The organism is Gordonia sp. LUNF6 (assembly GCF_047041125.1).
GTDB lineage: Bacteria > Actinomycetota > Actinomycetes > Mycobacteriales > Mycobacteriaceae > Gordonia > Gordonia sihwensis.
The window spans coordinates 3,870,446-3,892,644 of the sequence record NZ_CP178181.1 but is presented as its reverse complement, the minus strand read 5'-3'; the positions used below and the strand labels follow the sequence as shown (position 1 = coordinate 3,892,644).

Genomic DNA, 22,199 nt, shown 5'->3' with positions numbered 1-22,199 from the left:
TGCCACGGACCGTCCGTGGCCGAAAGCCCATAGGAGGTGATGTGGTCTTATGCGTCATTACGAACTGATGGTGATCCTCGATCCGAGCCTGGACGAGCGCACCGTCGCCCCATCCCTGGATACCTTCCTCAACGTTGTTCGCAACGAAGGCGGCAAGGTGGACGACGTCGAGATCTGGGGCAAGCGCCGCCTGGCCTACGAGATCGCGAAGCACAACGAGGGCATCTACGCCGTCGTTCAGCTGAACGCGACTCCGGCGACCGTGAGCGAGCTCGATCGTCAGCTGAAGCTGAACGAGTCGGTGCTCCGCACCAAGGTCCTGCGCAAGTAATCCACAGCCTGCGGAGCACGCTGACATTGTCGGTGCCCGCCTCTAGGGTGGTGTCAACCACTTCACAGGGCGCGCCAGTCAGCGTTCTTCGACACGATTAGGGGAGTCTCATGACGGACACGGTCATCACGGTCGTCGGAAATCTGACCGCCGATCCGGAACTGCGGTTCACCGCTTCCGGTGCGCCGGTCGCCAATTTCACGGTGGCCTCCACTCCGCGGACGTTCGACCGTCAGACGAACGAGTGGAAAGACGGCGAAGCGCTGTTCCTCCGCTGCAGCATCTGGCGCGACGCCGCCGAGAACGTGACCGAGTCCCTCACCAAGGGCACCCGAGTGATCGTGCAGGGCAAGCTCAAGCAGCGGTCGTACGAGACCCGTGAAGGGGAACGTCGCACCGTCGTCGAGCTCGAAGTGGATGAGATCGGTCCCTCGCTCCGTTACGCGACCGCCAAGGTCAACCGCACCCAGCGTGGTGGCGGCAACTACGGCGGTGGCGGCGGATACGGCGGCAATCAGGGTGGCGGAAACGCAGGCGGTGGCTTCGGCGCACCGCAGGGCGGACGCCCCCAGCAGGCCGCGAGCCAGCCGGCCGACGACCCGTGGGGCAGTGCGCCCGCAGCGGGCGGCGGCTTCGGTGGCGGGGACGACGAACCACCTTTCTGATTCCGGGCCGCCACCCGGAGACCATTGACTGGAGCAATACATGGCAAAGCAAAAGGGCCGCAAGCCCCGCGTGGAGAAGGTCACGAAGGCCAAGGCCTGCACCTTCTGCAAGGACAAGAAGACCGTCATCGACTACAAGGACACCGCGCTGCTGCGTCGTTTCCTCTCTGACCGCGGCAAGATCCGTTCGCGTCGCGTCACCGGCAACTGCGTGCAGCACCAGCGCGATGTCGCTGTGGCCGTGAAGAACTCGCGTGAGGTGGCGTTGCTGCCGTTCACGTCGACCGGACGCTGAGCGGGAAAGGACAGAAGACAATGAAGCTGATCCTGACCGCATCGGTTGAGAATCTGGGCGAGGCCGGCGACACCGTCGAGGTGCGTGACGGCTACGGCCGCAACTACCTGCTGCCTCGCGGACTGGCGATCGTCGCCACCCGCGGTGCGCTGAAGCAGGTCGAGGGCATCCGCCGCTCGCAGGAGGCTCGCGCGGTGCGCGACCTCGACCACGCCAACGAGATCAAGCAGGCTCTCGAGGGCCTCGACAACGTCTCGCTGACCGTCAAGACCCACGACTCGGGCAAGCTGTTCGGCTCCGTCTCGGCGTCGGACGTCGCGGGCGCCATCCGCGCTGCGGGCGGCCCCGTCGTCGACAAGCGCAGCCTGGAGCTGCCGAAGGGCCACATCAAGGCTCTGGGCGAGTACCCCGTCGTCGTCAAGCTGCACCCGAAGGTGGAGGCCAAGCTGAGCCTCGCCGTCGTCAGCTGACGTAGAGCATCGAAGGAGGCCGGTCACCCCACGGGGTGGCCGGCCTCTGACGTCGGTCCGGTGCGCCGCTCGCATCCGACACCGTCGTCACCGACGTGCGGGTTGCGGGTGACGTTTCGGGTTCGCGGAGTGCGCGGTATCGCCGGCGGGGTACAGGAACCGATGGCCGGCGCGGCTGAGGAGGAATCCGCGATTCCAGTTCCGGCATGCGACGACCCCGGCACGAGGCGCCGCGCAGGTGACGTTCGCGACCGTGATCCGGCTGCCTACCGGGAGCACGCGGGGCCGGTAGCCGCTCACCGGGCCCAGCTGGAACGACGTTCCCTTGCGCACCCAGTACGGACCCTGGCTCTCGCCGCTGACCGCCACGCCGATCGTCCCGGGCGGCGCGGTGGCGGGGCGTCCCCGGCAGGCCATCGCATTCGCCTGCGGACCGATCTGGCAGCGCCAGCCGCCCGCGGTGAAGTAGTGGCGTCCGTTGTCGACGTAGGCCACCGAGCGGTAGTCGTCGGCGTTCACCGAGCGGTACGGCGAGAAGTCGAAGTCCGACGCCCGCGGTGCCGCGTGTGCGATCGCGGGGACCGACGCGGCCAGCAGCGCGATCACGGCGACGACAGTCGCCCGGATGCTCGCTCGCGCAGGATGGGACACACGCACGTTTCCCATTTGAGCACGACAGCCCGTCCGGCGCGCGGAATCGGGCGGATCGCACCGGGTGCGCGACCGCGGATTCGGGTGCACGGTGGATCACCTGAAGTGCTGCTGGACGGTGTTTCGGCGTGGCGCAAGCCGACACGCCGGTGATTCCGCAGCCGGGTTCTGTGGATTTCGTCAACAAGCTCTGACCTGGGGTTACGACGTGAATTCCACGACATTTCCCCACCTGCTCCACAGGGTTGTGCACATGTCTTCCTGCAACGTCCACAGTTGTCCACACGGGCTCCACAGCCCTGTCCACAGGGGGTGGTTGGCAGCATCGCGCCCCTGGCCCTAACCTTTCTGAAGTGTTCGGTTTCCCTTGCGGAAATCACCGGTTGTCGTTGCTGTACCAGGGGGTGTGTGAGTGGCTATTGAGGCCGACCTCGGGCGCGAGCCCGATCTCCCGCCAGAACCTCCGACGGAGGAGTTCGGACGACAGCCACCGCAGGATCAGCAGGCCGAGCAGTCGGTTCTGGGCGGCATGATGCTGTCGAAGGACGCGATCGCCGACGTGCTCGAACGGATCCGTCCCGGCGACTTCTACAAGCCCGCTCACCAGGCCGTGTACGACGCGATCCTCGAGTTGTACGGCCGCGGCGAACCCGCCGACGCCGTCACCGTCGCCGCCGAGTTGGAGCGCAAGGGCGAACTGCGCAAGGTCGGCGGCGCGCCGTACCTGCACACGCTGATCTCGACAGTCCCCACCGCGGCGAACGCCGGCTACTACGCCGAGATCGTCGGCGAGAAGTCGATTCTGCGCAGGCTCGTGGAGGCGGGTACCCGCATCGTGCAGTACGGCTACGCCGGGGCCGACGGCCAGGACGTGGCCGAGGTGGTCGACCGAGCGCAGGCGGAGATCTACGAGGTCACCGAGCGTCGCACCACCGAGGATTACGTGCCGCTGGAGGAACTGCTCCAGCCCACGCTCGACGAGCTCGATTCGATCGCGTCGCGGGGCGGACTGTCGTTGGGCGTGCCCACCGGTTTCGCCGACCTCGACAAGCTGACGAACGGTCTTCATCCCGGTCAGATGATCATCGTGGCGGCGCGTCCGGGCGTCGGCAAGGCGCTGGCGCTCGACACGCCGCTGCCGACTCCGAGCGGGTGGACCACGATGGGCCGGGTCGCGAAGGGTGACCTGCTCCTGGGGGCCGACGGTCGTCCGACCACCGTCGTCGCCGCGACAGAGGTGATGACCCGCCGGCCCTGCTATGCGGTGGAGTTCGACGACGGCGGTGTGATCGTCGCCGATGAACAGCATCAGTGGGCCGTGGAGGTCGACGGCGAGGACCGGCTGCTGACCACCGAACAGCTCCAGATCTACGGCGGCCGCGCCAGCATCGCCAACGCTGCGCCGCTCGAACTGCCGTACCGCCCGCTGGCCTACGGCCCGTACACCGTCGGCGCGCTGGCCGGAATGGCGTATGACGACCCGGAGATCGGCGCGCGGATCGAGGCCGAGGGTCCGGTCGACGTCATGACGTTGATGACGGATCTGGGCGGCCGCATCCCGCACGAGTACCTGCGCGGTTCGGTGCCGCAGCGGCGCGCGCTGCTGGCGGGCATCCTGGACTCCCGCGCGCGTGTGGACGACGACGGCTGGATCACCGTGCCCGCGGCCACCAACCACATGTCTTCCGTGGTCGGGGATCTCGCCGCCGGCCTCGGCTACACCTTCCGCCGGGCCAGCAGCGGCTGGATCCGGCTCAACGCGCCCGACGACGTGTTCACCGTCTTCGAGAAGGCCCAGCGACACAAGGAACTGCGCAGCAGCGTGCGGGCGCGGCGGGTGGTGTCGGTGCGCTCGGTGCCGAGTGTCCCGGTGCGGTGCGTCGAAGTCGACAACATGAGCCACCTGTACCTGGCGGGTGAGGCGATGGTGCCGACTCACAACTCCACCCTCGCCATGGACTGGCTCCGTTCGGCGTCGATTCATCACGGGCTCACCTCGGCCATGTTCTCGCTGGAGATGAGCAAGACGGAGATTGTCATGCGACTGCTGTCGGCCGAGGCGAAGGTGAAGCTCGGCGACATGCGGTCGGGCAACATGAGCGACGACGACTGGAGCCGGCTGGCGCGCCGCATGGGCGAGATCACCGAGGCGCCGCTGTTCATCGACGACTCGCCGAACCTCACCATGATGGAGATCCGGGCCAAGGCCCGACGGCTGAAGCAGAAGCACGATCTCAAGCTCGTCGTCATCGACTACATGCAGCTGATGACGTCGGGCAAGAAGGTCGAATCACGTCAGCAAGAGGTCTCGGAGTTCTCGCGATCGATCAAGCTGCTCGCCAAGGAGCTCGAGGTGCCGGTGGTGGCGATCAGCCAGCTGAACCGTGGCCCCGAACAGCGGACCGACAAGCGTCCCCAGGTCTCCGACCTGCGCGAATCGGGATCGCTGGAGCAGGATGCCGACATGGTCATCCTGCTGCACCGTCCCGACTCGACCGAACGCGACGACCCGCGCGCGGGTGAAGCGGACATCATCGTCGGTAAGCACCGCAACGGTCCCACTGCGACGATCACGGTGGCGCACCAGTTGCACCTGTCTCGGTTCGTCGACATGGCGCGGGGCTGAGCTGTCGAGATGCAGCGAAGATTAGCAAGGTGGTCCCGCTTGTTTAACAAGCCTGATCACGGCGTAAGAATCGCCCTGACTAGGGCAAACATGGTCAGGCGAGCGTTGCCCGTAGCCCGCGTTTCGGTATGATTTCCTGCTAATTTTGCCGGGGAATCTATTCCTGGAAATCGCCGAGTGCGCGGGTGAAACCGGGCGACGAAGGGGCTGAAGTGACCGGCGGCTGGCGGCAGGCTATCGGCGATTGGCTTGTGGGATGAGCTCGTCTAATTCGCAGATGACGTTGGTGCTGGTTTTGGGGATGTGCTCGGCGGATTCGACGCTTGCTCGGTGACTCCGTGACCGGGCTTGGTCAGCGGAAGGGTTGCGAGGTGCTTCTGGAGCCGCTTCGACATCGGCATGAACGTGACGAAGGTCAGGCTTCCCGAGACAACCGCGCCTACCAGCGGCACGACCTTGGCTGCGCTCTTGGCGAAGACCTGCTTGGTCATCTGAATGCCCAGGAGCCCTGCAACCTTCTTGACCACCGGATATATCGCACCCTTGGTGAGAGCCTTCTGCGGCAGCTTCCTGGCCACTTCACTTGCGATCAACTTCGAGACTTGCGCCACGCCGGCCTGGGCCGCGTTCACGCCAAACATCACGCCGATGAACAGCGTGAGCATGCTTTCGGTCGCGGAGTCCATTCCGTCGGCGCTGTCGTCGAAGAGCTCCGGCCAGCTGTAGATGTAGGCGAGCTTCTGGACGACGCGAAGAAGGTGCCCATAGTACTGCGCGATATCAGCCGGGACCGTGCCGATCGCTGCGAGGCCTCCAGGGATGCCGGCTGCCGTGGAAAGTGTCGTCACCTTGCCGGTCTCGAACTTGATCACGCTGTTGGCGATCTTGTCGATCACTTGAGGTGTTACGCCTGCTTCGGCCGGTGTTGTGGCGATAGCGAGTTTGATCTGCTCGTCGGTGCAGTATCGCTTCAGCTCTCTGCGGAGGAAGGCCTCCCGGTTGATCTGCACACCCGGCAGCTGAGCCGATGCCTGCAGCGTCTGCTCGAACTTCCTCGACGGAGCGACCTGATTGCCTTTGGCCATGGGAGCAACCTATCGCAGCCTTCCGACACGGACCGCTGATGGGGCGAAGGAGACGTCGGCCTATCACCCGAAATGCCTCGCTGACCGATTGTCGACTTGCTCCCTTAGTAGCCCTTCGACCTCGATTTCTTGCTAGATTTGGTGCTAATTCCTGCGGAAGCGGAGGTGTCACTTGACCGAGAGTTCCCGCGCGGCGGTGACGTGGCGGTTCCGATTCGCTGGCGACAAGGTGTCCCGCGTGTTGAACTGGCGGTCCGACGGTCCGCCGGATCTCGCACGTGTAGTTCCGATTCGCAAGCCTCGATCCTCGGAACGTCACCGGCACATACCTGTCACTGCGTATTCACTGACCATGCGCGACCACCTAGAACTCGAGTCGGGCCTCGAGCATGACCTCTTGCGACGCCTGGACCGGCTCAACGATATCGTCGCGCTGATACCGCAACCGTGTCAGCTGAAGCGGGGCGGATCGTCCTCGGCGAAAAACACGCCCGACTTACTCAGCCTTGACGACACCGGGGCGGTAACGCTCTGGAATGCACGCCTGCCGCACAAGATGGACGACAAATTCAAGCTTCAGGTCGCAATGGTCGAGGCCGCCTGCGCGAATGTGGGATGGCGTCACGAGGTATTCAACGGACTCGACCGCGTAGAACGCCTAAACCTTCTGTGGCTGCACGGCTACCGCCGAAGGCCTTCCTGGTATGACCAGGTGGCTGGCGAGATCGGGAAGGAAGCAAGTAACGACGCCGCGACTCTGGGCTCCCTATTTCGTCTGGATACCGGAAACGGGGAGGCCATCGCCGTGGTCTGGCACATGGTCTGGTCCGGTGAGCTGGATACCAACCTCTCGAAGCGATTGACGATGGAAACGCCAGTGCGCGCGGGACTGGTGGCGTAGTGGACACAAGTCGCACAGTGGTTGAGGTCGGTGGCCGACTTCTGACTGAGTGGGGAACCGGTCTGGTGACAGCGGTATCAGCGGCCGGCGTAGACCTCCGCACCAGCGTCGGCGATTCCTTGCACGTCGATTGGCCCGAACTCGCAGAGGTGCGAGTCGTGGTCGATGGCGATGTAGCGCCAATCAGACCGGCGCTCCGCCCGTACTGGGATGGCCTGTCTGAGGAAACGCGCCGAGCCGCCCTCGACAAACTTGAAATCGTGCATGAGATACTGACCGGCTACCGGGACGGTCACGCCGAACTCGCGCGCGATGGCGAACCGCGCCCACCCTTCGGCGAAGGCTTCGGCGTCTCCGAGGCGGCGCGCTGTCGCGCGATGGCGGTCGCGTTGCAGCAAGAAGCTGTGGGAGATCGTGCCCTACAACGCCGCATCGCGAACGGTGAGATCAAGCGATCGGCTCCGGTCGACAGCACCATCCGCAACTGGGTGCGTGCATGGAAACGCGACGGACTACTCGGGCTCCTCGATGCCAGATCCCTGCGTCGCGAACAGACGTGGGAGCGAATCGATGAGCGCTATCGGACTGTTGCTGAGTTGGTCTTCGCCACCCTGGACGGAGATCGGGCGGACGCCAACATCAGCGAGCTTGATCGGCGGATCAAGGTTGAGCTCAAGCGTGCAGGGCACGTGGATGTCTCCACGCCGCAGCGTCTGACGGCAGAGTATCTCGCGCACCTCAAACGGGGCGCGGGCGCAACAACCCGCACCCAGAGAAGCCGGTCGCTACAGCGCGTGTCGGGCAAAGAGCACTTCCCCGCAATCAGGCCTGGGCAAATAGTCGCCATCGACGCCACGAGGGCGGACAACCTCGTATACGACCCGCTTCTCGGGCGACCCTTCAGCGTCGAAATCCTCACTGCAATCGACGTCGCCACCAGAGTGGTCCTCGCACTGCGCGTGGTGCCGAAGAGCGCCGATGGAATCGATGCCGGGCTACTTCTCTACGACATCTGCCGCCCGTTCTCGATGATGGTGGAGGGCACCACCATCAGTCACTGGCGCTGGGCCGGTTTGCCCCAAGTCGTCGACGCTTCTGATGTCGCGGTCAACGTTGGGCGCAGAAGTGTTGCACCCGATTTCACTACGCTTCAAGGAGAGCACCACATCCCTGGCGTCATGCCGGACGCGATCCGCGCCGACCACGGTTCGATCTTCGTGTCCGATCACTTCCGCGCGATTCTGCGCGACTTCGGGATTGACTTGTTGCTCAGTCGCGGGAAGAAGCCAACGGACAACCCCCACGTTGAACGCTGGCACGAGACGCTACAACGGGCCGTTCAACAGCTCCCCGGCTACAAAGGTCGCAATACCTCGGAGCGCGGTCGATTGGTCGCCGAGGAGGCATTGGTCACGGCCGCCGAACTGGAAGAACACCTTCGGCGATTCGTCGCCTTGGACTACCACCGGTCGTGGCACACAGGCTTGGTTATCGGTGGTGAGCCCACCGCTCGCACCAGTCCTTTGGAGCTCTGGGACATCATGCTCGACGTCACCGGCCGTATCGACGTACCGCAGCGTGCAGACATGATCTATCAGATGCTTCCGGTCAAGTGGGGCACAGTCGGAGTCGCAGGTGTCGAGTTTGCTGAGATGGTCTACGACGGCAAGCTGCTCGATGATTTTCGGAATGTCGCACGGGGCCAGTTCAGGGACGACGACAACAAGGTTCCCTTTCTTGTCGACCCGCACGACTTGTCGAGCATCTGGTTCCCGCACCCCGAGACCGGCCGTGTACGCCCCGTTGCGTGGCGAGGATCTTTCTTCACTGACGCGCCGATGACCGATACGATCGTTCAGGCTGTTAGGCGGCGCGTCCGCGAACGCGGCGGCAACCACATTCTGAGTCGGGGCTCAGCGCAGCGGCAGATCCTCGACGAGCTCACGGAACTCACCTCTGGGCCCGTTCCAACTGACTGGACTGCCAAACTGTCAGCCGCGCACCGCAGAGTTGAACAATCGCGCAAAGACCACGAAGAAGCTCAGGCAGCCCAAGGTGCAACCCGCGACGAAGCCACTCAGTCGGGCGGCAACGAAGCACGCACCAAGACGCCCCATACCGATTCACCCCAGGACGACGTTCCCTTGGACATCCTCGACGTCCCGTGGCCGACGATGCGGGCCGACTCCTGATGGACTCTCTCGCTTGGCATTTGGCTTGCACCAAAACGGAGTTGCCAGAACCACCTCTGTACACGTCGGCTGGTTGGGACAGGATGACATCCGAGGACCGCTCGCGGGCGGTCGATGCGCTGCGTCAATGGATGAATGGACTCTACGTCGAAACGGCCGAGACCCGCGCAGTCGCAGACCGACTCACTGAGATCGTGCAGGAGAATTCTGAAACGGGCCCCGGTGCGAAGGCAATAGCGTCGGTCACAGGCGCAAGCACGCTCGGGAAGAGCACGGCGGTCCGCCGCTGGGCCACAAGGAAATACGTGGAATGGATCGTAGGCGCACCGAAAGGCCCTGCAGAACTGCCCACGTGGAACCCTCAGCCAACGATCGACGCAGACCTATGCCCCGTCGTTTGGGTCAACCTGCAATCTGGCTCGATGGTCAAAGGATTCAACTCCCAAGTCCTTGACTTCTTCCGCTTATCCGCCAGCGGCGCCGCCCACCAGACGTCAACCGCCGCGGTCAGGGCATTGGCACGCCACGGCGTGCGCACCCTTCTCATCGACGACTTCCATCTACTGCGTACCAACTGGAAGGGCGGCCGGGAGGTCCTCGATCACGTGAAGTACATGAACACCGAGCTCGGCGAATTCAACGCCAGCTTAATTCTGGTTGGGACAGACCTCGAATCCAGTGAAGCCATGAGCGATGCCCAGCTTATCGGCCGCCTCCAGCCAATGAGCTTCAGTCCTTACGGAATCGAGACTTCGGAGGAGCAACACGCGTGGCAGCAACTGCTCTACGGGCTGGAAGGTTATCTCCTTCCGCATCTCCCTCGGGCAAGCGAAGGGCTTCTCACTTCACAGCTCGCGGGGCCCATCTGGAAGCGATCTCAGGGCTACGTCGGTGACGCGACACGCCTCCTCCGCATTGCGACACTTGCAGCGATCGCCGACGGCACGCACACGATCAACCCAGAACACCTGAAGGAAGTCCGCCTCAGTAAACGAGCGCACGCAGCAGAGGCGGAAATCGATCTTCGGCGCCGCAGCAAGCAGAGCAGGGTGTGATGTCACCGGCAGACAACGGAAGGGGGCTATCCATGCGAGAGCCTCGTATCGGCTATCTGCCTGCTCGACCGATTCCAGCCGACGATGAATCGCTGGAGTCCTTCGTATTGCGCGCGGCGACGGCGAATTGCACCACCGTCACCAAGATCCTTGGTCGAAGTCAGTTATCGCGATCAGCGTCTGACTACGAGCCGATTCTGCGGCACCTGGCCACGCTGACGCGCCAGCCATTCTCGCGCATTTCGGCGATGACCCTTGATGACTGCCATAGTCGAGTGCTCGCGAAGGAAGGCTGGCTGGCAAGTGAGTGGGGTCAGCATTGCCGTTGCGCCCCAAACGGAGTGGCACGGCGAGAGTGGGCTTTGGCTCTGTCTCCGGTCTGCTTCTACTGCGGGCACCTCATCGGGATGCCCGGTAGTGGCACTGCGCAGTTGACCAGAGTTCCCAATCGGATTCTGTCGGTCTGCAAGGAGGTCTCGTCCGCTGCACACAGATCTACGACTGACTTCGATGCACTCGACCGACTTGAGTGTCTCCGTGCGGAACTACCCTCGGTGGCTCGTCGGCTCAGTCGAGGATCTGCACACTGGATCCCAGCTGATGCTCAGTTGGTGACCACTGCGACGGCAGATCTTGCGACGAGTCACGAGTCCGAGGAAGAGCTACCGCGATCTCCTGCCGTTCGTGCACTGGCCATCGCAATGGCCTGGGAAGAACAGCGAACGTGGCTGACACCACGAGTATCTCCACATCCACGTCCCACTCCTGTCCGACCAGAGAATTCTGAAATACCCGATTCGCAGGTCTTCACTCGACGGGTACTCCGCACAGGCGCGAAGACTGTCAAGACCATGCGGTTACCGAAGAGCTCAGTCCGCCATCCACGCGGCGAAGATCTGATGCGGCTGGCGCTTGGCCATACGCAATTGACGCTTGACCACATCCCAGGGATCTACCGGCAAGAAGGCGAACCGTTCGTGCTCGACCCCGCCCAGTGGTTGTGGCGTTCCAGAGTCGCGCTACTTCTCAGTCAATGTGTTCGGTTGCGCGATCATTGGAGCCTTGCCGACGAGCCGACCTACCGTCTGACGAAAGCTGGTAGCTACTCGATTTGCATAGGGGCGTGGCCGAAATGGACTCCGATCTTCCACCGCGAGAGCGACATTGCCCATGCGATGAATCTGGCGCGAGCTCTATGCCTCGACGAGCTCGTCAACTACCGTGAGCGCCGCGACGCGTTAAGACGGATTGAAGCCGCCCCGCCGGACCTGGTCGGCACCCTGCCCGCAGCCGCCCGGAACTTCGATGGCTGCGCCCGGCTCGCCGCATCTTGGATGTGGTTCGATGCAACCTGTGATAGCCCGCGTACATGGCCAGACGCCGAACACCTGAAAGCATTTGACGCTGCGCTCAACCCCGAAGGCCGTCTCATCCTCCGCAGTGCCGCCGAAGCGATCTGCGTCGCCGACGAAGATCTTGTGCGTCAGGTTGGGAGTGGAGACTTCGGTGTGGTGGATTCGGACCGAGTCTCAGAAGAGGACCGGACTCGTGTGGGCGCGTGACTTCCAGTCGCTCGCCCACTGCGGGCGCTACCAAACCGCGACGGCGATGGAGCCTCTGAGCTAATGCTCCCCGCTCGAGTTGCAATCGATCCACGCGAGTCGCTTGATTCGTACCTCGAGCGGATTGCACTTGTGAACGATCTGACGACCAAGAGTCTTGTCCGCATGCTCAAGGAGAACCGGGACGGATCGTCGGTCTCGACGGCTTTCATGCTGGTCCGGCCTAGCGATGAGCTCGTCGGCCGAATAGTGGATCTCACTGGGCTGGGGGCATCGGCCGTCGAGAATTCGACCTTGTTGCGTTACGACGGAGGCGCGCCACTCAACCTCGACGGCTTCGACCCGCTCGATCGGGCGAGCTACCGCGCCATCGTTTGCCAGGGGTGGTTCCCGCAGCATGGGACGCAACTATGCCCACTCTGCCTATCGCACGACGGAATCTGGCAGCTGTCGTGGAAGCTACCGGTGTCGACAGTGTGTCCCGACCACGGCGTCTACCTGGTCGCTGAGTGTTCAAGATGTAGCCGGCGCTTTCGAACGCGACACCACAGTCCGCTGCGTCCTCGGCTCGATGAACACCAGCCGTGCGGGAATCCGCTCGGATTCTCGGCTCCCTGCCGACACTCCATCCTGAGAGAGAAACCGACGGCTGCATCCGAAGGTGCAATTCGGACCGCAACACGGGTTACGGCCGCTATCCAAGGCGAAGAAACGAGCGTTCTCGATGGCGCTCTCGCGCCCCCCGCGTACCTCGCAGAAGTCCGAAACTTAACCACTCTTCTACTTCACCTCGCATCCCGGTCTCGCGCAAGGGGTTTCGTCGAATGGGCCGGAGATCTCCAAGCCGAAGCCGCTGGTCGCACAACTGAGCTTCGAGGGCCTCGGTGGGGTATTCAGCCGCCGACAAGTGCAGTCACCCGCGGTGAAGCACTGGCGGAGGCGGATGGGATTCTGTCCAGTCCGGAGAGTGCGGACGCCGTCGCACGGTTGGCCGAGTGGTTCGATCTGATCCCGGACGTCCCGGGCGGCCCGAGAGGATGGATCGTCAATCGCGCGGCAAAGAGTCCGGTGTTGAGCTGGCTGGTGGTCCAGGTGCTTTCAGCCCGCCGCCATGTCGGCCTGCAGATCGATCATCACGACGCGTTGATCGATCTGCCGCTGTCTGCGATCCCTCAACTCCTCGATGAGCACACCTACCGTCGTCATTTCGCTGGGATGCTGACAACGCAGGAAAGCACGGGGCGGCTGTACGCCTCCCTGTGTATTGCGCGCGCACAACGGCCAGGGTCGACGTGGTCCACTGCTGCAGCGAGTATCGAACTCGACCCGGACATTGGCAGACGGACATCGCGAGCGGCGAGCACGCGACTGGCCGCGAGTCCTTCAGAGATCGCGGCAGCCGCCAGCGCGGCAGCGAGGGAACTATCGCGTCGACGGGATTTTCGGGCGCTCGAGCGACGAGTCATCGAGCTCGCGAGTACGCCCGACACGTGGTTCACCGATTGGGCGCGGTCGGCGAGTCCGAGGAGGCGCGCGGCCGCACTCCCGTACGCGGTGACATGGATGTGGTGCGAGGTTGCTCAGGGGGGGTTGGACACCAGCCCGGCGTGGCCGCCGCCGGTGACCCGACAATCGAAGGCGGCTTATCGGGTGTTTCGTGACACGCTTCCGGAGGAGTTGGGGCGAGCATTGCGCGAACTCGCCGATGGGAACTCGAGGTGACGGGCGTCGGGCGGCACCTCAGCGAAGTCTTCGACAGCTTCTCAGCAAGCGTTCGAAGGCCTGGCAATGCCACTCGGCTTGGTCTCGTTGAATTCCTGGCGATGGCGAACTGGAGTGTTCCCGCTAAAGTGGCCACTGCAATTAAGCGGCGAGTCGTATATGTCTCTGAATCCTAGTTCAAACTCGGCTGGTGTCAAATAGCCCAGTGTGGAATGTCGTCGGGCCCTATTGTAGTACTCCTCAATCCAGGTGAATGTGCTCTTTTTGAGTGCTTTTAGAGTGGGCCACGGGCGCGTGTGAATGAGTTCCTTCTTGTAGCTCGCGAAGAATGATTCTGCGACCGCGTTGTCGAAACAAATGCCAGTGCGCCCCAATGATCGTCGGATATTGTTTTTCGTGCAGTACTTATCGAAGTCGGTGGACGTGTATTGAGTTCCGCGATCGCTGTGGAATATGACTTTTCCGGGTGGTCGACGACGAGCGATGGCCATGTCCAGTGCGTCGGTGACCAGCTCGGTTCGCATGTGGTCGGCCACGGCCCATCCGACGACCATCCGGGAGTGCAGATCGATGACGGTGGCCAGGTACGCCCAGCCGTTCCAGGTCCGTACGTAAGTAATATCGCCGCACCATTTGGTGTTCGCCTCGGCCGCCGTGAAGTCGCGGCCGATGAGGTCAGGTGCCCCAACGGGGCTGTCTCCGGCGACGGTGGTGCGTTTCCACGCCTTCGGGTGGCGGCCTTCCAGACCTGCGACCTTCATGAGCCGCCACACCCGCTTGTGCGAGACCCGGTGGCCGCCGGCGGCGAGTTCCGCACGCATGCGCCGAACGCCGGGACGGCCGTTGAGGTGCTCGTAGTGGTACTCGATCAGCGCTGTTAACTCGTCGTCTCGGAGGTCTCGAGCTGAGCGCGACTTGCCGCGCCACTTGTAGTAGCCAGAAGTCGATACGCCGAGTTGAGCACACATGAACGTGACCGTATATGAATCGGATTCAGCCCAGTCCGCGATAGCCGCGAATTTCACCGCGGGTCTTTCGCGAACCAGGTCGCTACTTTTTTTGCGAACTCCACCTCCATCCGGGCGTGCTTCACTTCTTCGCGAAGGCGCTCGAGTTCCGCCCGCTCGTCCTCATTCAACGGGCGGTCAGACTCACCGTTTCCCTCGTCTCGAGTCTTCTTCACCCATTTCCCCAACGTCATCTCGTGAACGCCGATACTGCGTGCAACTTCGGCGATCGCACGGCCATCATCGATGACCAAACTTACCGCGTTGGCCTTGTACTCGGCGGTGTCAACTCGTGGAAGCAACGTTGTCCTTCAGTAGGCGTTCGAAGACTTCCCGTGGAGTGTAGAAGCCCAGGCACTGCCGTGGCCGCTCGTTGAGCTCGCGGGCGATCGCTTCGAGGTACAGCTGATCGGATGGGATTTCGGTGCCCTTGGGCAGGTACTCGCGGATCAGGCCGTTGGTGTTCTCATTCGTCGGGCGTTCCCATGGCGAGCGGGGATGAGCGAAGTAGATCGGCAACTCGGCGGCCACGGTGACGCTGGCGTGCTCGGCCATCTCGGTGCCTTGATCCCACGTCAGGCCCTGTCGCATGAACTCCGGCAGTCCTCGCAGGTGATCGATCAGCACATCAGCAACGCCGGGTGCTTTCTTCCCGTCCGGCAGACCCAGGATCAGCGTGTACCGGCTGGTGCGCTCGACCAAGGTCACCGCCGCGGACTGGCCGGCCTTCCCGACGATCAGATCTCCTTCCCACCAGCCCGGCACCCGCCGATCGGCCGCGGTCTCGGGGCGGTCGTCGATGCTGACCATGCCCACGATCCGCGCCGACCGCTCACCGACTGACTTGCGGGGTTTACGCGCGGTGCGCTTGGACTGCAACAGGATGCCCTGAGCAGCCAACTCTCCCTTCGGAAGAGCATAAATCCACCGATAGATCGACTCGTGTGACACGCGGCGGCCCTGCGCGTTCGGTGAACCCGTCATGGGATCCACTGTGGGGTCTTGGGCCTCGAGCTTCAACCTCCCCGCGATCTGGCGCGGCGTCCGCGACCTGCGCAGGTCGGACCGTACCCGGTCGGCGAGCACCGAGTCAGCATCGATCGCCCTCGTCTGCGGACGGGCCCGCCGTGCGCGGGCGTGCTTGTCGGCGTGCACCACCTGATACGCGCCCGTCTTGGTGGCATTGCGTTTGATCTCGCGAGACACCACCGACTTGTCGCGCCCGATCTGCTCGGCGATCGCCGTGACCGTCATCCCCGCACGCCGTCCGACCGCGATCTCCGTCCGGTCCGCCACCGTCAACATCATCCGTCCCAGCCCCACCCAGGGTCTCCTACCGCGCTACCCGCAACCCCTCGTGGCCTGCAGTGTTGCTACGACGGTATGACACCGCCCTCGGCAGTGAAGCTCCGACGAGTAGATCCCATAATCCGCTCCCTCTATCTTGGGGGAACTCACCGCTCATCTCCGGGTGTCCACCAGAGCGGGAACGGTCCAAACCTGTCAGTATCGGCGGGTAGCGTTCGAGGGCTGGCAATGAGGAGGTCCACGCGTGCAGCTTGAAGAGTTGAAGCCCGGTCTGCGAGTCGAGGGTCTCATTCCCGCAGAGGTGATCACTGTCATCGCTGCTCAATGGCATGGCACGGACGCACTCGCACTCACTTACCAGAACGGCTCAGGTGGACTTGGCCAACAGGTTGTGTTCCGCAAGGACCAGGACAACCTCAGCGTCGCCACCAGCGGTAGCCGCGCGTTTGACGCCACCGCCAGCGACTTCAAGCTCGTCGCCGAGGCCCAACGTATCTCGCTGGCCGGCCTTTTCGATCCAATGCTGGCCGTCGCCACGAGCGACGTGCAGCCGCTGCCGCACCAGATTCGCGCGGTGTACGGCGAACTCCTACCGCGGACCCCGCTTCGGTTCCTTCTCGCCGACGACCCCGGTGCCGGCAAGACGATCATGGCCGGCCTCTACATCAAGGAGCTGCTGCTCCGCGACGACGTCAAGCAGTGCCTGATCATCGCTCCCGGTGGACTGGTCGAGCAGTGGCAGGACGAACTGTTCTTCAAGTTTGGGCTGCGGTTCGACCTGCTGACCAACCAGCTCATCGATGCCAACATCAACCTCAACGTCTTCGAAACGAACCCACTCGTGATCGCACGCATGGATCAGCTCTCCCGCAACGAGGCACTCCAGGCCCAACTGAAGGAGACGGAGTGGGATCTGATCATCGTCGACGAGGCACACAGAATGGGAGCGCACTACTTCGGCGGGAAGCTGGAGAAGACCAAACGCTTCCTGCTGGGGGAGCTGCTCGGCCAAATTACCCGCCACCTCCTGCTGATGACCGCGACTCCACACTCGGGCAAGGAAGAGGACTTTCAGCTCTTCCTCACTTTGCTCGACCGCGATCGGTTCGAGGGCAAGCAGAAGAAGTCTGTCGACGTCACCGGAATCATGCGGCGCATGGTCAAGGAAGACCTGCTGACGTTCGAAGGTAAGAAGCTCTTCCCTGAACGCATCGCCGAAACTGTGCCCTACGAGTTGACCGAGCGGGAGAAGGGCCTCTACGAGGACGTCACTCGCTACGTCCGCGAGGGCATGAACCGTGCCGACAGGCTTGGCGGCAAGCGTAAGAACACTGTCGGATTCGCCCTGACTGTCCTTCAGCGCAGACTCGCCTCCAGCCCTGAGGCGATCTACAAGAGCCTCGTCCGCCGCACCGAACGGCTGGAGCGCAAGAAGACCGAGATCCTCAACGGCACCTACAAGGAACCCGACGACGTCATCGGCTCGGGCGACTTCGACGAAGATGAATACAACGCCGAAGAACTGGAGCAGCTTGAGGAAGACGTGATGGACGCGGCCACCGCCGCCCAGACCGTCGAGGAGCTCAACGCAGAACTTGTCGAACTCGCCGATCTGATTGCGACCGCCAAGAAGGTCCGCGAGGCTGGCACCGACCGCAAGTGGACCGAACTCTCCACGATCCTCCAGGACAATGCGCTGGTCACCGATTCGAACGGTTGGCCACGGAAGTTCATCATCTTCACCGAGCACCGCGACACCCTTGACTATCTCCAGTCCAAGATCGGCTCTTTGCTCGGCAAGCCCGACTCGGTCAAGGCGATCCACGGTGGCGTCCGCAGAGGTGAGCGGCGCGTGATCACCGAGGAGTTCACCAAGAACCGCGACGTCCAAATCCTCATCGCAACCGACGCCGCTGGAGAGGGGCTTAACCTTCAGGCCGCGCACCTGATGGTCAACTACGACCTGCCGTGGAACCCCAACCGCATCGAGCAACGCTTCGGCCGCATCCACCGCATCGGCCAAGAAGAGGTCTGCCGACTCTGGAACCTCGTAGCCTCCAACACCCGCGAGGGTGAAGTCTTCACCCGCCTGCTGGAGAAGCTCGACCAGATGCGTCAGACATACGGTGGCAAAGTCTTCGACGTCCTCGGCGAGGCGTTCACCGAGACCCCGCTGCGCAACCTCCTGCTCGATGCCATCCAGCACGGCGAGCGCCCCGACGTCAAGGCTAAAATGCATGAGGTCATCGACGCGTCGGTCGGGGATGGACTCAAGGATCTCCTCGACGAACGGGCATTGGCGTCGGAGAACCTGGCCGAGGCCGACCTGCATGCACTGCGCGCGGCAATGGACGAAGCACGCGCCCGCCGCCTTCAACCGCACTACATCGAGATGGCATTCAAGGCCGCCTTCGCCCGCCTCGGCGGCCGCATCGTGAGGCGCGAACAGGGTCGCTACGAGATCGCGAACGTGCCCCAGCAAATACGCGCCGCAGGCACAGGGCCGATCGCAACCAAGTACGACCGAGTCACGTTCGATCTTGGCAAGGTCCACGCCGACGAACTCAGCCGCGCCGACCTTCTCGCCCCGGATCATCCGCTGCACGACGCGGTCATGGACGAGTCCGTGCGACAGTTCGGTGGTTCCCTCAACCGAGGCACGATCTTGGTTTCCTCGACGCTGGAGGAGACACACCTGCTCGTCGGCGTGATCGAAGAGGTCGCCGACGCGACCGGAGAGTCCGTCGCACGCCGCTTCGGCTACGCATACGTCGACAGCTTCGGCACCGTGACGCCTGCCGGCCCCGCGCCCTACCTGGACTGCGTGGCGGCACCCGAGAACGCTGTCACCGATACAGCCCGCACCCTCCCGTGGCTGGCAGGTGCTGAAGACAAAACCACGAGCTGGATTATCGCCAACCAACTCCCCGACTACCTCGACGACGTTCAGCCGAGGCGCCTCGCGGAGTTGAGTAAGGCACGTGACCTGGTCATCAAGCGGCTCGAAGGTGAACGCGACCGCCTCATCCTCGATGCCGCCGTCGCGGCGGAAAAGGAACGCGCCGGTGAGAAACCGAAAGAATCATCGGAGAGCCTGAATCGTAAAGCCGTCGAACTCGACGCCCGTCTACGCAAGAGGCTCGCACTGCTTGACCACCAGCAGCTTATGTCGACCAAGCCACCACGCATCGTCACCGCAGCACTGGTGCTCCCCGTCGGGATACTGGAGACCGACCTACCCGCGACCGCGCCCATCCACGCGAAGGAGACCAAAGAGGTCGAACGCCGCGGTGTCGACTTGGTGATGGCCCGTGAACGTGAACTCGGACGCAAGCCCGTCGAGCAGGCCTTCAACAATCCCGGTTTCGACATCCTCTCCACAGACGCCAAAGGCGACACCTACCGCATCGAGGTCAAAGCGCGTATCGAAGGAGCGACCGACTTCTTCGTCACCCACAACGAGGTGATGGTTGGTAAGAACGCCGCCCCGCGTTACCGCCTCGCTCTCGTCCGCGTCGACCCGCGTGGCGCCCAGCACGACGAGGTCCGCTACCTCGACAACCCATTCGCCACCACCGACCTCGGTGACTTCAACGCCACCGGCATCCGAGGCGATTGGTCCAAGCAGTGGGCAAAAGGGAAGGCGCCGTTTTGATGGCATCCAAGTCCTCCCGAAAACGGCGGAACAAGAAGCGCCGCCAGGACGCTACTAAAGCCGGGCACGCCGACCAACACGTTCAGGTAGTGCTGGAGCGCGCCTTCGATACTGCTGGGTTGCTTTCAGACGTCTCGAAAGCGACCGACCCTGCAGCGGAGGTTGAGCGGCGCATCGATGATGCGGCGACGCAGTTCGTCGAGGGGTTCGCTGGCTACGACCCTCTGGGAACGCTTGAGGCCATTCGCATGATGACGTTGCCGTTCGCCCCGGCGGGCGTCTCGCCGCCCGCCAGCGCGCAGAGCGGCCCCGCTGTCGCAGAGGTCTTGGCCGTTGTGCTCCGGTGTGCGGAGTCAGAGATGGATTCCGGTGTCGAACCCAAGCGGGTCGATCAAGACTGAATCGCCCCGGGTTTGTCAGAGGCTCGCAAGTGCCGCGTCGGCGGGTACCGGTGCGGGGTGGTTGTGATGATAGGTGTCCTCGAGCTCGATGGGCGGGATCATGCCGATCTCGCCGTGCAATCGCCGGTGATTGAACCAGTCGATGTATTCCGCGGTCGCGATCTCGAGGTCGTCGATATTCTTCCAGGGCCCGCGGTTGCGGACCAGCTCGGCCTTGAACAGCGAGTTGAAGGCCTCGGCCAGGGCATTGTCGTATGAGTCGCCGGTGGAACCGACCGAGGCGGCCGCGCCAGCCTCGGCAAGACGCTCGGTGTAGCGGATGGCGACGTATTGAACGCCCTTGTCGCTGTGGTGCGTGAGCCCGGTGACCGACTGGCCTGCGCGATCGCGGGTCCAGATGCCCATCTCCAACGCGTCCAGCGCAAGGTCGGTCCGTAGCGACTTCGAGAGCTGCCAGCCGACCACGCGGCGAGAGAACACGTCGATGACGAACGCGGCATACACCCAGCCGACGAAGGTGCGGCAGTAGGTGATGTCCGCGACCCACAACTGGTTCGGAGCGGTTGCAGTGAAGTCGCGATCGACCAGGTCAGGCCGACTATCCGGGCCGCGACCGGAGATCGTGGTGCGCGGGCCCTTGGCTCGGCTAATCCCTCGTAACCCCGCAACGCGCATGAGCCGCTCGACCGTGCAGCGCGCGACGACGACGCCCTCGCGACGCAGTTGGGCGTGGACCTTCTTCGCCCCGTAGACGCCAAAGTTCGCCGAGTGGACGCGGTGGATCTCGATCAGCAGTTCCTCGTCGCGCAGTGCTCGCTTCGAGGGTGGTCGGGTCTTGAACGCGTAGTACGTGCTCGGCGCGATCTGCGTGCCCGCTGCGGTCAGCGTCCGACAGATCGGCTCGACGCCGAACTCATGCTTGTACTGGTCGATGTATTCCACGATCAACGCTGTGGGCGGTCGAGCTCCGCCGCGAAAAAAGCCGAGGCCGACCTCAGGATCGAGTTCGCCCTGCGCAGCTCACGCACTTCCTTCTCCAGCTCGACCAGGCGCTGGGACTCGCTGGTCGTGGTCCCGGGACGGTGCCCCTCGTCGACCTCGGCCTGCACAACCCAGTTCCTCAAAGTCTCGGGATTGATCCCCAGTTGCTCGCCCACACGGCGGAACGTGCCCGACCTCGTCGATGGATCGCGCCGTGACTGAACAGCCATCCTCGTGACTCTCTCCCGAAGCTCGTCGGGGTACTTCCTCGGTGCTGCCATGCTCCTCATCCTCCCGTGGATTCAGAGCCTCCACCAGACCCGGGGCGATTCACCCTTCAGCAGTACCCACCCCAGCCCTGCCGCCAAGCCCCGAATTGATCTACCAACCCTTCGCCGAAGGTACCCCGGAGGCGGGCACCGTGGCGCCGACCTTCCTGCCGGGTCGGGGTGTCGAACAGGTGAATTGCACGACTAGCCCGGCGGACACTCCTCGACTTTCGCTATTATCAGTAGCACTTCGTGCGAACCAAGATCGCCAGGCGCCCGAGAGCAGTCTCGGGGATGGGAGTGTGGGTGCGGTGATGGCGGCCAGGCGCGGCGCGGGTCCTCGGTCCAAGGACGTGATGGATGACAAAGACCCGCGTTTGGTTCGTTCACGCAACCGGTTGGTTGATGCGGCATCTGCCCTGTTGAAGACCGGCGGGGTTGATGCGGTCACGGTCGGGGCGGTCTCCCGGATGTCGCGGGTGGCTCGAACGACGTTTTACCGGCATTTCGACGGCACCACCGATTTGTTGGCTGCGGCGTTCGAACGATTGTTGCCCCACGCCGACGTCCCTGACGCGCACGGACCAATCCGCGACAGTTTGGTGCGGTTGGTCCGTGCTCAGGCTGCGTTGATCGAGCAGGCGCCACTGCAATTGACCGCCTTGGCGTGGCTGGCGATGGTGCCGGAGGAGCCCGGGGAGCAGCAGAACACCCTCGCGCCGCTGCGCGCTCGTGTCATCGCGCAGTACCGGGAACCGTTCGATCAGGTGTTGCAGAGCGCCGCCGCCCAGAAGGAAATCGACGAGTTCGATCCCGGCGTGGCCATCACCCAGCTCGTGGGCCCGCTGGTCTTCGCGCGGCTGTCCGGCCTTCGCTCGATGAGTGGCGCGGACTGCGAACAGCTTGTCGACGACTTTCTCGCCGCCCACCGCCGCTGATCCGATAGTCCCGCGTCGCCGAACAATACATTCCTTTCGCTACATGCTGTAGCGTAGTGATACCGATTGATTCATTTGTCGAAGG

The 22,199-nt window shown here is 63.5% G+C and carries 18 protein-coding genes, 2 pseudogenes and 1 other annotated feature; of the genes and pseudogenes, 14 read left to right on the top strand and 6 right to left on the bottom strand.

Annotated features, from left to right (window positions below):
* Positions 1 to 49 precede the first annotated feature (49 nt).
* The 4 genes from rpsF (at position 50) to rplI (ending at position 1,761) form a co-directional block, all read left to right on the top strand.
* On the top strand, positions 50 to 331 hold the full coding sequence (gene rpsF / locus ACK8HH_RS18300) for a 30S ribosomal protein S6 (protein ID WP_006896700.1): 282 nt from the start codon (positions 50 to 52) through the stop codon (positions 329 to 331).
* 110 nt (positions 332 to 441) lie between these two features.
* Entirely contained in the window at positions 442 to 996 is a 555-nt protein-coding gene (locus ACK8HH_RS18295) for a single-stranded DNA-binding protein (RefSeq protein WP_006896699.1), read from the top strand.
* A 40-nt stretch (positions 997 to 1,036) separates the two neighbouring features.
* A complete protein-coding gene (gene rpsR / locus ACK8HH_RS18290) occupies positions 1,037 to 1,291 on the top strand; it encodes a 30S ribosomal protein S18 (protein ID WP_006896698.1) in 255 nt (84 codons plus the stop codon).
* A 20-nt stretch (positions 1,292 to 1,311) separates the two neighbouring features.
* Positions 1,312 to 1,761, top strand: a complete 450-nt coding sequence (rplI, locus tag ACK8HH_RS18285; protein WP_006896697.1) for a 50S ribosomal protein L9 — start codon at positions 1,312 to 1,314, stop codon at positions 1,759 to 1,761.
* Between the two features lie 87 nt (positions 1,762 to 1,848).
* On the opposite strand, the gene ACK8HH_RS18280 is transcribed toward rplI, so the two are convergent.
* The gene (locus tag ACK8HH_RS18280) at positions 1,849 to 2,427 is read right to left on the bottom strand and encodes a hypothetical protein (RefSeq protein ID WP_051999650.1); all 579 of its coding nucleotides are present in this window, start codon (positions 2,425 to 2,427) and stop codon (positions 1,849 to 1,851) included.
* A gap of 397 nt (positions 2,428 to 2,824) precedes the next feature.
* Here ACK8HH_RS18280 and dnaB point away from each other — a divergent pair, with 397 nt between their 5' ends.
* Positions 2,825 to 5,038 (top strand): replicative DNA helicase, encoded by a 2,214-nt coding sequence (gene dnaB / locus ACK8HH_RS18275; RefSeq protein WP_006896695.1) that lies wholly within the window; start codon positions 2,825 to 2,827, stop codon positions 5,036 to 5,038.
* A 266-nt stretch (positions 5,039 to 5,304) separates the two neighbouring features.
* Here the strand turns inward: dnaB and ACK8HH_RS18270 are convergent, their stop codons facing one another.
* Positions 5,305 to 6,123, bottom strand: coding sequence for a hypothetical protein (locus tag ACK8HH_RS18270; protein ID WP_412475436.1), 819 nt, complete (start codon positions 6,121 to 6,123; stop codon positions 5,305 to 5,307).
* Between the two features lie 196 nt (positions 6,124 to 6,319).
* On the opposite strand from ACK8HH_RS18270, the gene ACK8HH_RS18265 reads away from it, so the two are divergent.
* The 6 genes and pseudogenes from ACK8HH_RS18265 to ACK8HH_RS18240 all read left to right on the top strand — a co-directional run.
* Positions 6,320 to 7,024: a TnsA-like heteromeric transposase endonuclease subunit gene (locus ACK8HH_RS18265; protein WP_306302654.1), complete on the top strand. Its 705-nt coding sequence runs from the start codon at positions 6,320 to 6,322 to the stop codon at positions 7,022 to 7,024.
* A gap of 377 nt (positions 7,025 to 7,401) precedes the next feature.
* The gene (locus tag ACK8HH_RS18260; RefSeq protein WP_020173033.1) at positions 7,402 to 9,216 is read left to right on the top strand and encodes a DDE-type integrase/transposase/recombinase; all 1,815 of its coding nucleotides are present in this window, start codon (positions 7,402 to 7,404) and stop codon (positions 9,214 to 9,216) included.
* Positions 9,217 to 9,299: 83 nt separating this feature from the next.
* Positions 9,300 to 10,271: a TniB family NTP-binding protein gene (locus ACK8HH_RS18255; protein WP_223259049.1), complete on the top strand. Its 972-nt coding sequence runs from the start codon at positions 9,300 to 9,302 to the stop codon at positions 10,269 to 10,271.
* Positions 10,271 to 10,642 (top strand): annotated as a pseudogene (locus ACK8HH_RS18250) (TniQ family protein); the annotation flags it as partial. The gene ACK8HH_RS18255 and the pseudogene ACK8HH_RS18250, both read left to right, overlap by 1 nt.
* A gap of 480 nt (positions 10,643 to 11,122) precedes the next feature.
* Positions 11,123 to 11,833 carry a hypothetical protein gene (locus tag ACK8HH_RS18245; RefSeq protein WP_223291355.1) on the top strand — a complete coding sequence of 237 codons (711 nt, stop codon included), beginning with the start codon at positions 11,123 to 11,125 and terminating at the stop codon, positions 11,831 to 11,833.
* Between the two features lie 63 nt (positions 11,834 to 11,896).
* A pseudogene (locus ACK8HH_RS18240) lies at positions 11,897 to 12,274 on the top strand (TniQ family protein); the annotation flags it as partial.
* Between the two features lie 1,322 nt (positions 12,275 to 13,596).
* Here ACK8HH_RS18240 and ACK8HH_RS18235 read toward each other — a convergent pair.
* The 3 genes from ACK8HH_RS18235 to ACK8HH_RS18225 are packed head-to-tail and all read right to left on the bottom strand — an operon-like array spanning position 13,597 to position 15,870.
* Positions 13,597 to 14,580 (bottom strand): IS3 family transposase, encoded by a 984-nt coding sequence (locus ACK8HH_RS18235; RefSeq protein ID WP_412475435.1) that lies wholly within the window; start codon positions 14,578 to 14,580, stop codon positions 13,597 to 13,599.
* Positions 14,577 to 14,864 (bottom strand): transposase, encoded by a 288-nt coding sequence (locus tag ACK8HH_RS18230; RefSeq protein ID WP_412475434.1) that lies wholly within the window; start codon positions 14,862 to 14,864, stop codon positions 14,577 to 14,579. The genes ACK8HH_RS18235 and ACK8HH_RS18230 overlap by 4 nt, the downstream gene beginning before the upstream one ends.
* On the bottom strand, positions 14,848 to 15,870 hold the full coding sequence (locus ACK8HH_RS18225) for an IS30 family transposase (RefSeq protein ID WP_412475205.1): 1,023 nt from the start codon (positions 15,868 to 15,870) through the stop codon (positions 14,848 to 14,850). The genes ACK8HH_RS18230 and ACK8HH_RS18225 overlap by 17 nt, the downstream gene beginning before the upstream one ends.
* A gap of 244 nt (positions 15,871 to 16,114) precedes the next feature.
* On the opposite strand from ACK8HH_RS18225, the gene ACK8HH_RS18220 reads away from it, so the two are divergent.
* Complete coding sequence (locus ACK8HH_RS18220; RefSeq protein WP_006896687.1) at positions 16,115 to 19,525, top strand: helicase-related protein; 3,411 nt, start codon at positions 16,115 to 16,117, stop codon at positions 19,523 to 19,525.
* Positions 19,525 to 19,926 carry a hypothetical protein gene (locus ACK8HH_RS18215; RefSeq protein ID WP_006896686.1) on the top strand — a complete coding sequence of 134 codons (402 nt, stop codon included), beginning with the start codon at positions 19,525 to 19,527 and terminating at the stop codon, positions 19,924 to 19,926. The genes ACK8HH_RS18220 and ACK8HH_RS18215 overlap by 1 nt, the downstream gene beginning before the upstream one ends.
* Positions 19,927 to 19,941: 15 nt before the next feature.
* Here the strand turns inward: ACK8HH_RS18215 and ACK8HH_RS18210 are convergent.
* Positions 19,942 to 21,188 (bottom strand): IS3 family transposase gene (locus ACK8HH_RS18210; RefSeq protein ID WP_223291304.1). Its coding sequence is split into 2 segments (ribosomal slippage): positions 19,942 to 20,903 and positions 20,903 to 21,188, totalling 1,248 coding nucleotides; the frame shifts between segments, so codons are not numbered across the junction.
* Positions 20,782 to 20,910, bottom strand: a sequence feature (AL1L pseudoknot). (Overlaps the previous gene by 129 nt.)
* 344 nt (positions 21,189 to 21,532) lie before the next feature.
* Between ACK8HH_RS18210 and ACK8HH_RS18205 the strand changes: the two genes are divergently transcribed.
* Positions 21,533 to 22,114: a TetR/AcrR family transcriptional regulator gene (locus ACK8HH_RS18205; protein WP_412475433.1), complete on the top strand. Its 582-nt coding sequence runs from the start codon at positions 21,533 to 21,535 to the stop codon at positions 22,112 to 22,114.
* Positions 22,115 to 22,199: the final 85 nt, after the last annotated feature.

Excerpts from the sequence above, each read along its gene's own strand:
- ACK8HH_RS18260 (WP_020173033.1), top strand. The coding sequence starts at position 7,402 with ATGGCGGTCGCGTTGCAGCAAGAAGCTGTGGGAGATCGTGCCCTACAA.
- ACK8HH_RS18255 (WP_223259049.1), top strand. The coding sequence starts at position 9,300 with ATGACATCCGAGGACCGCTCGCGGGCGGTCGATGCGCTGCGTCAATGG.
- ACK8HH_RS18270 (WP_412475436.1), bottom strand. The coding sequence starts at position 6,123 with ATGGCCAAAGGCAATCAGGTCGCTCCGTCGAGGAAGTTCGAGCAGACG.
- ACK8HH_RS18295 (WP_006896699.1), top strand. The coding sequence starts at position 442 with ATGACGGACACGGTCATCACGGTCGTCGGAAATCTGACCGCCGATCCG.
- ACK8HH_RS18280 (WP_051999650.1), bottom strand. The coding sequence starts at position 2,427 with ATGGGAAACGTGCGTGTGTCCCATCCTGCGCGAGCGAGCATCCGGGCG.
- rplI (WP_006896697.1), top strand. The coding sequence starts at position 1,312 with ATGAAGCTGATCCTGACCGCATCGGTTGAGAATCTGGGCGAGGCCGGC.
- ACK8HH_RS18225 (WP_412475205.1), bottom strand. The coding sequence starts at position 15,870 with ATGATGTTGACGGTGGCGGACCGGACGGAGATCGCGGTCGGACGGCGT.
- rpsR (WP_006896698.1), top strand. The coding sequence starts at position 1,037 with ATGGCAAAGCAAAAGGGCCGCAAGCCCCGCGTGGAGAAGGTCACGAAG.
- ACK8HH_RS18205 (WP_412475433.1), top strand. The coding sequence starts at position 21,533 with ATGGATGACAAAGACCCGCGTTTGGTTCGTTCACGCAACCGGTTGGTT.
- ACK8HH_RS18245 (WP_223291355.1), top strand. The coding sequence starts at position 11,123 with ATGCGGTTACCGAAGAGCTCAGTCCGCCATCCACGCGGCGAAGATCTG.
- ACK8HH_RS18215 (WP_006896686.1), top strand. The coding sequence starts at position 19,525 with ATGGCATCCAAGTCCTCCCGAAAACGGCGGAACAAGAAGCGCCGCCAG.
- rpsF (WP_006896700.1), top strand. The coding sequence starts at position 50 with ATGCGTCATTACGAACTGATGGTGATCCTCGATCCGAGCCTGGACGAG.